We start from the raw sequence: 8,955 nt of genomic DNA, 5'->3' as shown, positions 1-8,955 counted from the left end.
CTTTTTCACCCAAGCGCTGTCGGAGCGCGATCCTGAACTTTATGCCTCGATCACAGCCGAGCTGGGCCGCCAGCGCGACGAGATCGAGCTGATTGCCTCCGAGAACATCGTCTCGGCCGCGGTGATGGAAGCGCAAGGCTCCGTCCTCACCAACAAATACGCCGAAGGCTACCCGGGCCGCCGCTACTATGGCGGCTGCCAGTATGTCGACGTCGCCGAAAACCTGGCCATCGACCGCGCCAAGCAGCTGTTCGGCTGCGAATATGCCAATGTGCAGCCGAACTCCGGCAGCCAGGCGAACCAGGGTGTGTTCCAGGCGCTGATCCAGCCCGGCGACACCATTCTGGGCATGGATCTGGCCTCCGGCGGCCACCTGACCCATGGCGCCCGCCCGAACCAGTCGGGCAAGTGGTTCAACGCGGTTCACTATGGTGTGCGCGAAAGCGACAACCTGATCGACTACGATCAGATCCAGGCTCTCGCAACCGAGCACCAGCCCAAATTGATCATCGCCGGCGGCTCCGCCATCCCGCGCCAGATCGACTTTGCCAAATTCCGCGAAATCGCCGACAGCGTCGGCGCCTATTTCATGGTCGACATGGCCCATATCGCGGGTCTGATCGCTGCCGGTGAGCACCCCTCGCCGTTCCCGCACGCGCATGTGGCCACCACCACCACCCACAAGACCCTGCGCGGCCCGCGCGGCGGCATGATCGTGACCAATGACGAGGGCATAGCCAAGAAGGTGAACTCGGCGATCTTCCCCGGCATCCAGGGCGGCCCGCTGATGCATGTGATCGCCGGCAAGGCGGCGGCCTTCGGCGAGGCGCTGAAGCCGGAGTTCAAGGCCTACCAGAAGCAGGTCCGCGCCAACGCGGCGGCACTGGCGGACCAGCTGATCCAGGGCGGGCTGGACATTGTCACCGGCGGCACCGACACCCATGTCATGCTGGTCGACCTGCGCCCCAAAGGCGTCACCGGCAATATCGCCGACAAGGCGCTGGGACGGGCCCATATCACCACCAACAAGAACGGCATCCCGTTCGACCCGGAAAAGCCCACCGTGACTTCCGGCCTGCGTCTGGGCACCCCGGCAGGCACCACCCGCGGCTTCGGCGAGGCAGAGTTCCGCCAGATCGCCGATCTGATCATCGAGGTGATCGACGGGCTGGCCGCCAACGGTGAAGACGGCAATGCGGATGTGGAGGCCGCGGTGCGCGCCAAGGTTGCGGATCTCTGCGCCAGGTTCCCGCTGTACCCGAACCTGTAAGCCCTTGCAGGAGTGAAGAAAACGAACCGCCGCGCGCCGCAAGGCCGCGGCGGTTTTGCTTTGCGTCAGGAGGCGCCCGCACCGCGCGCAGGTGTGGCCGCATAAACCGCGCTCGATACCCCGCTCGCGCCGGGTGGCGCGCTTCTGCCTTGCCTGCCATGAGGCCGCAGTGAGTTTTGAACCACGTTCAAAATACTGCCGGTAGCGTTGGCGCTTAGCGGGAAATCAGACCAGGCCGCGCCAGCGCAGGACCACGATCAGCAGGATCAGCACCACCATCACGGAAAACGCCATACTGCCCAGCACTCCCAGCCAGAAGCCTTTGCGCCGGTCTGCCAGGTCGACTTTCTGCAGATGCGCCTTCACTTCGCGCGCAGCGCCCCGAAGCGGTTTCTCGTCCACCGTCGGCCGCAACTTGGGATGTTCCAGCATCGGCAGAGCATCGGCAAGTTTCATGCCCTGCTTGTAGATCCGGCGCGGCAGACGGCGGCGCGCCCGTTTCAATGCGGCGGCAAGATCGCCGGAGGCCTGTTCGCGCTCCTTCAGCAGCGTACGGATGTCCTCGATATCCTGATCCAGACTGGCGGCCATTCTGGCACTCTCCCTCAGCTGCCGTTCGCGGCCACCCTAGCCTGCGCTGATGCCTGTCTCAATGGGGGTGACAAGCCCTTGCCTGCGCGGCTATCTAGACCTTATGCTGAACACAATCACACATGGCACTGCCACTGGAAAACCCCCGCTGCTGATTGCCCATGGCCTTTATGGCTCAGCCCGGAACTGGGGCGTCATCGCGAAACGCCTGTCGGATGAACGGCAGGTTGTTGCCGTCGACATGCGCAATCACGGCGACAGCCCGCGGACGGACAGCCACACCTATCCTGAGCTGGCCAAAGATCTGGCAGAGGTGATTGCAGCCCACGGCGGGCAGATGGATGTGATCGGCCATTCAATGGGCGGCAAAGCGGCGATGACGCTGGCACTGAACCATCCCGAGGCGGTGCGCCGCCTGGTGGTTGCCGACATTGCACCGGTTGCCTACGGCCATACCCAGATCCAATACATCCACGCGATGCGCACGGTGGACCTGGATACGGTTGAGCGCCGCCCGGAGGCCGCCGCGCAACTGGCCGAGGCCGGAGTAGAACCTGCGCTGCAGAGTTTTTTCACCCAGTCGCTGGATATCCCGAACAAGCGCTGGAAGCTGAACCTGGACACGCTGGCGGATCAGATGCCGAACATCATGTCTTTTCCTGAGACTGATGCCGCGTGGCAAGGACCGGCGCTGTTCTTGTCGGGCGCCAACTCGGACTATGTGCTGCCCGAACACCGCGATAGGATCCGCGCACGCTTCCCTGCCGCCCGTTTTGCGAAACTGCCCGGTGCAGGCCATTGGCTGCACGCCGAGAAGCCGCGGGAATTCGAGGCCGCGGCACGGGTGTTCCTGAACGCGTGACGACCCGGGCGGCACCATGACCCGGCCCGCCGGGCGGGGCTACCGGGTGTACATCTGCTTCTTCAAGTTCCGGGTGCGTTGCGTCGCGGCGGCGGAGCCATCCGTGGTAGGTGCCGACCCATCTGTCAAAGGGGGTCTCCGACGTGCCATAGTTGCACTCGAAGTACCGGTGATGCAGCTGGTGAAAGAAATCACCTGCCCGCGCGGTCCCGGTCTCCTTGACGATGACCCTCTCGAAGCCGGAATGTGACAACACCGGACTCACCTGCTGGAACATCGCGTGGAACACCAGATGCAGCGGGTGCGAGGGCAGCACCAAGTGGATGAAATAGGCGGTGAAATACAGCAGGTTTCGAACCAGTTATTGGAAATCCCTGACCACGAGCCGGTGTTGACGTTGCGGTGATGCACCGTATGAACATGACGATAGAGTTTCGGATGATGCTCGAGCCAGTGCACCCAGTAAAAATGCAGGCCGGACCACATCGGGATCAGCAGCACCCAGACCACGCACCCCACCGGTGCTTCGGCAAAGCTGGCAACCGGCACCCAGCCGTTCGCCATCACCCAGAACTGCGCCGCCCGGCCTGGGTGGCCATTGAAACAGCGGGTTGAGCGGCACCGGTCCCTCGGGGCGGTAGTTCCAGCGCTGGTTTTCCGGATCCGGATGGCTTGCAGTCATGGTTACAACTCCTGCTTGCGGTCAGCTGGCGTAGTCCGCTCCTTCGCCGTCGAGGATCGCCTTCAACTGGGCCAGGTGGCGTTCTGCCTGATCCGGGTAATCCTCCAGCTCTTTTGCAGTTTTCTCAGCAATCTCGTCGCTCAGCACCCGCAGTTCCCGGCCGGTTTGCAGGGCACGGATATAGGTCTCCGCTGCGCGTTCAAAGTAGTAGAGCCGGTTGAAAGTGTCCGCGACACTATCGCCGATGATCAGCACTCCGTGGTTGCCCATGATCATCACCTTGACCTTTGGGTCGGTCAGCATCGAGGCGCAGCGCGCGCCCTCGTCGGCGAACGCCAGCCCGCCAAAATCGTTGTCGATCACATAGCGGTTATAGAAGGTCGCGGTGTTCTGATCGATCGGCGGCAAGGTGCTGTCGGCCAGGCAAGCGAGCACAGTGGCATGGATAGAGTGCACATGCATCACGCAGCGGGCATGCGGGCACAGCCGATGGATGGAACCGTGCAGCCCCCAGGCGGTCGGGTCCGGCGCGTCGGGGCGTTCCATCGTCTTGGGGTCGCCCGCGTCCAGCAGCAGAAGATCCGAGGCCTTCACCCGGGCAAAATGCACCTGGTTCGGGTTCATCAGGAACTGGCTGCCGTCCTCATTCACCGCCAGGCTGAAGTGGTTGGCCACCGCCTCATGCATGTTCAGCCGTTCGGTCCAGCGGAAGGCGGCCGCCATGTCGACGCGCTCCTGCCAATGGGTGAGGTTCGGGCTTAGGTCTGTTTGCTTGTTCATTCTGGCACCTCCGGAAACGTTGCTGCGGTATTGGTGCCAGCCACAAGAACTGCTGACAAACGATTGATTCAGAGGTAATGCATTAGGTGAACTAATGCATAGGTCATGCATCCATGCCATCATCCGGATCGCCCTCATCGTCCCTGCCTCCGCTCACCTGGCTGCGCGCCTTTGAAGCCAGCGCCCGGCACCTGTCCTTCACCCGCGCCGCGGGCGAGCTGAACCTGACACAATCAGCGATCAGCCAGCATGTGCGGAGCCTGGAGAACTTCCTGGGCCGCGAACTGTTCATCCGCAAAACCCGTGCGCTGGAGTTGAGCGAGGCAGGCGCCAACTACATGCCGATCGTGCGCGAGGCCTTCGACCTGATTGCGGCCGGAACACAGGCCTTTACCGGCGGCGATCAGGGGCGGCATCTGGTGCTGCAGTGCAACATGGCGTTTTCGGTGTTCTGGCTGTCGCCGCGCCTGCCCCGGCTGTATAAAGAGTTCCCCTGGCTGGTGCTGAACATCGTGACGCCGATCTGGGACCCCGATCGGCACGCAGTCAATGCCGGCACCGAAATCCGCTTTGGCCGCCCTGCGGACATGTCCGCCGCCGCGATCCGGCTGACCCGCGACAGGTTCTACCCGGTCTGCGCGCCGAGCTATCAGGGCGGCCAAGTGGACTTTAAGACCTCAACCCTGTTGGATTGCGGCGGTGTGACAGGCTCTTGGGGGGCATGGTTCAAATCGCAAGAGCTGCCGTTTGAGCGCAATCATGAGATCAATCTGGCCTCCACTTACGTGATTGCCATGACCGCGGCGGTGAATGGCGCCGGGATAGCGATGTCGCACGATACGCTGGCGGGCGGGCTGCTGGAGAGCGGCCAGCTGGTCAAGCCCAGCGGCCATTCGGGGGAGCTTTTGGAGAACTATTTCCTGATGCCGCCACCCAGTCATGCCAGCACGCCGGCGTCGCGTGCATTTCTGGAGTGGCTGGCGGGGGAACTGCCGCCGGCGTAGCGGAAAACATGAGGTTCGCGCCTGACCTTGGGGAGGCGCAAAAGCGCCTTCCCGGGGGAAGGTCAGGCGCGGGCCGTGCCCCTGTGCGCCACGGCCCAAGAAGGCACTTTCAACATTGTCCGACATCACCTTAGAAAAGTGTGCAATCCGTCCGCCCCTTGCGTGTGACCGCCTGCGCCGCTATATCCGCCGCACCGGTCGCAGCCTACCCGGTCACCAAAACAAGGGTTCAAAAATGAAGACTATCGTTATCTGCTCGGGCGGGCTGGATTCCGTTTCGCTTGCCCATATGGTCGCTGCCGAACAGCAGCTGACCCGTCTTGTCTCCTTCGACTATGGCCAGCGCCACCGCAAGGAGCTCGACTATGCCGCAGCCGCCGCCAGACGGCTGGGCGTGCCGCATGACATCATTGACATGCGCACCATCGGCGCCGCGCTTTCGGGTTCGGCCCTGACCGATGACATCGACGTGCCGGACGGCCACTACGCAGAAGAGACCATGAAGGTCACCGTGGTGCCGAACCGCAATGCCATCATGCTGACCATCGCCTATGGCATTGCTGCCGCGAACGGTGATGAGGCGGTGGCAACGGCGGTGCATGGCGGCGACCACTTCATTTATCCGGACTGCCGCCCGGCCTTCACCGAGGCGTTTGATGCCATGCAGCGGGCAGCGCTCGACGGCTACGCCGATGTGCGTCTATATACCCCGTTTGTACACCAAACCAAGGGCGACATCGTGACAGCGGGGGCGAAGCACAACACCCCCTTTGCCGACACCTGGTCCTGTTACAAGGGCGGCGACACGCATTGCGGCCGCTGCGGCACCTGCGTGGAACGGCGCGAGGCGTTCCATCTGGCGGGCGTCGAGGATCCGACAGAATATGCAGACCCCGATTTCTGGCAGCAGGCGATTGCCGGGAAGGACGGCGGCTGATGTTCCGGATCACCAAGGAGTTCCACTTCTCCGCGTCGCATCAACTGACGCATCTGCCGTCCGATCACCAATGCGCCCGCCTGCATGGGCACAACTATGTTGTGGTGGTGGAACTGGCGGCCAAGGAGCTGAACGCAGACGGTTTCGTGCGCGACTATCACGAGCTGAAGCCGCTGAAGGAGTATATCGACGGCACCTTCGACCACCAGCATCTGAACGATGTGCTGGAGAGGCATTCGACGGCGGAAAACATGGCCAAGCATTTCTATGACTGGTGCCATGCGCGCTGGCCGGAAGTCACCGCGGTGAAAATTTCGGAAACTCCGAAAACCTGGGCGGAGTACCGGCCATGACCCTGCGCATTGCTGAAATCTTCGGCCCCACGATCCAGGGCGAAGGTGCGCTGATCGGGGAGCCCACGGTATTTGTGCGCGCAGGCGGTTGTGATTACCGCTGCTCCTGGTGCGACAGCCTGCATGCGGTCGACAGCGCCTTCCGCCATGACTGGGCCGTGATGGCGCCGGAGCAGGTCATGGCAGAGGTGCGCCGCCTGTCTGGCGGCAGGCCGCTGACAGTGTCGATTTCCGGCGGCAACCCGGCGATCCAGGATTTCGCCCCGGTCATTGCCTATGGCAAGACCGAAGGCTACCGCTTTGCCTGCGAGACCCAAGGATCTGTCAGCAAGGCCTGGTTTGCGGATCTCGACACGCTGGTGCTGAGCCCCAAGCCGCCCTCAAGCGGTGAAACGGTGGATTGGAAAGCCTTCGGCCAATGTCTTGAAGCCGCCAGGGGCTGCGGCCAGGCGGTGATGAAGATCGTGATATTTGACGACAAGGACTACGCTTGGGCCAAGTCCGCCGCTGAACGCCATCCCGAACTGCCCCTGTATCTGCAGCCCGGCAACCCGGAGGTCGACCCGACCCTGCCGGTCGATCTGAGCCAAGCCACCGACCGGCTGTTGTGGCTGATAGAAAAAGTAACCGGCGACGGCTGGTTCACCCCCCGCGTCCTGCCCCAGCTGCATGTGCTGGTCTGGGGCAACAAGCGCGGCGTCTGAAGACAAGGAACCCTGACATGTCCGACAGCATCTACAGCAACCTGAAACAGCTGGGCGGCGACACCATCCTGCCGGCCAGCCCGGAAGAGGCTGAACTGGAGCGCGTCCAGAATCCGCAGGCCGACGTCGCCTATAACGTGCGCTTCACCGCGCCGGAATTCACCTCGCTCTGCCCGATGACCGGGCAGCCGGATTTCGCCCATCTGGTGATCGACTATGTGCCCGGCAAATGGCTGGTGGAGAGCAAATCGCTGAAGCTGTTCCTGACCTCCTTTCGCAACCACGGCGCCTTTCACGAGGATTGCACGGTCTCCATCGCCCGCCGCCTGGCGGACTTCCTGGAGCCGCAATGGCTGCGCATCGGCGGCTACTGGTACCCGCGCGGCGGCATTCCAATTGACGTGTTCTGGCAAACCGGACCGATGCCCGAGGGCGTCTGGATCCCTGACCAAGGCGTGCCGCCCTACCGCGGCCGCGGCTGACACAAGCCTAAGCATCTGCAGCATACCTTGACCCGGCGGCACTGTTGCCGGGTTTTTGGTTCAGAACAAGCCATACCCGATCCTGGCCACCCGGCTGCAGGAAGAAACGAGTTCAATTTGAAATGTGGGCCAGGACCCATTGATTTCCGTAGGCCTGCGTGAATCACGGCTCATAAATAGTGCGCAGAACATGTCTGATCCTTTCTGGCTGAGCGACGCACAGATTGTGCGTTTGGAGCCTTTCTTTCCCAAGCCTGATGGTAAGCCTCGTGTCGATGATCGCCCTGTGCCGAGCGGGTTATCTTCTTCAACCGCAATGTCTTACCTTGACGCGACGCACCCGCTGCCTATGGCCCGCACAGTCAGGCAGGACCGTCGCCCCAGTGGGACGGTGCAAGCCCGGTGAACGCCTTTAAACCGTTGGAAACGGTGGAGCGGCAAGGGCATCTTTGCCCGGATGATCGCAGGCTCGGCCGTCAGACATGCAAAAGAAAAGACTGTCATGATCGACGCAACCTACCTGAAAGCATCCCCTACTGCGAGCAGTTCGGGCTTGAAGTGAGGAGGAACAATTCCCCGACAAACGGGGGCGTGGACGCCTGATCGGGCGAACCAAAGGCGGCATGAATACCAAGCTGCACGCCTTCTGCGATAGCCGCGGGCGCCCTCTCAACCTGTTCGTCACCGCCGGGCAAGTCAGCGACGACATCGGCGCGCGGGCTCGCGCAGCAGCGCCGCGTCATGTCCGCGTGCGCAACCTGCGCCAGGGGTGCTAACCGGAGAATTCAAACATGGATCCCCCGGTGAAAAAAGGGGCGCGCGGCCCCTCAACCGCCACGCGCCCAGATCCAACCGGGGAGGATCTGGCGGGGGCATGCAGGCGCGCCCATCCCCGGTCAACCCCCTGCCTTGGAACCAGCGTAAATGCCACTGGCGCCCCTTTTAACAGCCGGAGCTAACCAAACCCTCTTGAAACAGCCCCTCGGTTCGTGCCTAACCGCTCCGCATTGTTTCAGGAGCAAGTCATGGACACATTTGAAGGGCTGTATAAGGCAGATTTCATAACCCCCTCCCAGCACGGATACGGAGTACTCGTTGTTTCTAATGGCACCGCGCGCGGGGGCGACAGCATCGTGTCTTACGATGGAACCTATGCCCTGTCCGGCACAGACGTCACCTTCGACCTTGATGTCTTCCGGCATTCCAGCATGGGAACTCGGAGCCCCATCTTCAAGCGTGACAGTGTCACCCTGACGATCAACGCAAAATGGCTGGCAGACGGCCGGATCG

Annotated in this window: 10 protein-coding genes and 2 pseudogenes; 9 read left to right on the top strand and 3 right to left on the bottom strand. The window is 62.4% G+C overall.

Annotated elements, in window-relative coordinates:
* The coding region (gene glyA, locus VOI29_RS19515) for a serine hydroxymethyltransferase (protein ID WP_323782561.1) at positions 1 to 1,270 on the top strand (1,270 nt) is incomplete at its 5' end.
* 225 nt (positions 1,271 to 1,495) lie between these two features.
* On the opposite strand, the gene VOI29_RS19510 is transcribed toward glyA, so the two are convergent.
* Entirely contained in the window at positions 1,496 to 1,861 is a 366-nt protein-coding gene (locus tag VOI29_RS19510) for a hypothetical protein (RefSeq protein ID WP_323782559.1), read from the bottom strand.
* Positions 1,862 to 1,922: 61 nt separating this feature from the next.
* On the opposite strand from VOI29_RS19510, the gene VOI29_RS19505 reads away from it, so the two are divergent.
* The gene (locus VOI29_RS19505) at positions 1,923 to 2,723 is read left to right on the top strand and encodes an alpha/beta fold hydrolase (RefSeq protein ID WP_416361567.1); all 801 of its coding nucleotides are present in this window, start codon (positions 1,923 to 1,925) and stop codon (positions 2,721 to 2,723) included.
* A 169-nt stretch (positions 2,724 to 2,892) separates the two neighbouring features.
* On the opposite strand, the pseudogene VOI29_RS19500 reads toward VOI29_RS19505, so the two are convergent.
* Both VOI29_RS19500 and VOI29_RS19495 read right to left on the bottom strand, forming a co-directional pair.
* A pseudogene (locus VOI29_RS19500) lies at positions 2,893 to 3,209 on the bottom strand (sterol desaturase family protein); the annotation flags it as partial.
* A gap of 217 nt (positions 3,210 to 3,426) precedes the next feature.
* Positions 3,427 to 4,185: a class II aldolase and adducin N-terminal domain-containing protein gene (locus VOI29_RS19495; protein WP_323782556.1), complete on the bottom strand. Its 759-nt coding sequence runs from the start codon at positions 4,183 to 4,185 to the stop codon at positions 3,427 to 3,429.
* Between the two features lie 113 nt (positions 4,186 to 4,298).
* Between VOI29_RS19495 and VOI29_RS19490 the strand changes: the two genes are divergently transcribed.
* The 7 genes and pseudogenes from VOI29_RS19490 to VOI29_RS19460 all read left to right on the top strand — a co-directional run.
* Complete coding sequence (locus tag VOI29_RS19490) at positions 4,299 to 5,189, top strand: LysR family transcriptional regulator (protein ID WP_323782553.1); 891 nt, start codon at positions 4,299 to 4,301, stop codon at positions 5,187 to 5,189.
* 235 nt (positions 5,190 to 5,424) lie between these two features.
* Complete coding sequence (queC, locus tag VOI29_RS19485; RefSeq protein WP_323782550.1) at positions 5,425 to 6,126, top strand: 7-cyano-7-deazaguanine synthase QueC; 702 nt, start codon at positions 5,425 to 5,427, stop codon at positions 6,124 to 6,126.
* The gene (gene queD / locus VOI29_RS19480) at positions 6,126 to 6,479 is read left to right on the top strand and encodes a 6-carboxytetrahydropterin synthase QueD (RefSeq protein WP_323782547.1); all 354 of its coding nucleotides are present in this window, start codon (positions 6,126 to 6,128) and stop codon (positions 6,477 to 6,479) included. Before queC ends, queD begins: the two co-directional genes overlap by 1 nt.
* On the top strand, positions 6,476 to 7,183 hold the full coding sequence (queE, locus tag VOI29_RS19475) for a 7-carboxy-7-deazaguanine synthase QueE (RefSeq protein WP_323782544.1): 708 nt from the start codon (positions 6,476 to 6,478) through the stop codon (positions 7,181 to 7,183). Before queD ends, queE begins: the two co-directional genes overlap by 4 nt.
* 17 nt (positions 7,184 to 7,200) lie before the next feature.
* On the top strand, positions 7,201 to 7,665 hold the full coding sequence (gene queF / locus VOI29_RS19470; protein ID WP_323782541.1) for a preQ(1) synthase: 465 nt from the start codon (positions 7,201 to 7,203) through the stop codon (positions 7,663 to 7,665).
* Positions 7,666 to 7,855: 190 nt separating this feature from the next.
* Positions 7,856 to 8,387 (top strand): annotated as a pseudogene (locus VOI29_RS19465) (IS5/IS1182 family transposase); the annotation flags it as partial.
* 303 nt (positions 8,388 to 8,690) lie between these two features.
* Positions 8,691 to 8,955, top strand: a 265-nt coding sequence (locus VOI29_RS19460; protein WP_323782538.1) for a hypothetical protein, incomplete at its 3' end; no start/stop codon positions are given.

This window comes from Leisingera sp. (assembly GCF_034669605.1).
Lineage (GTDB): Bacteria > Pseudomonadota > Alphaproteobacteria > Rhodobacterales > Rhodobacteraceae > Leisingera.
Note: the sequence above shows the minus strand (reverse complement) of the source record. Positions and strands in the feature narration are given on the sequence as shown.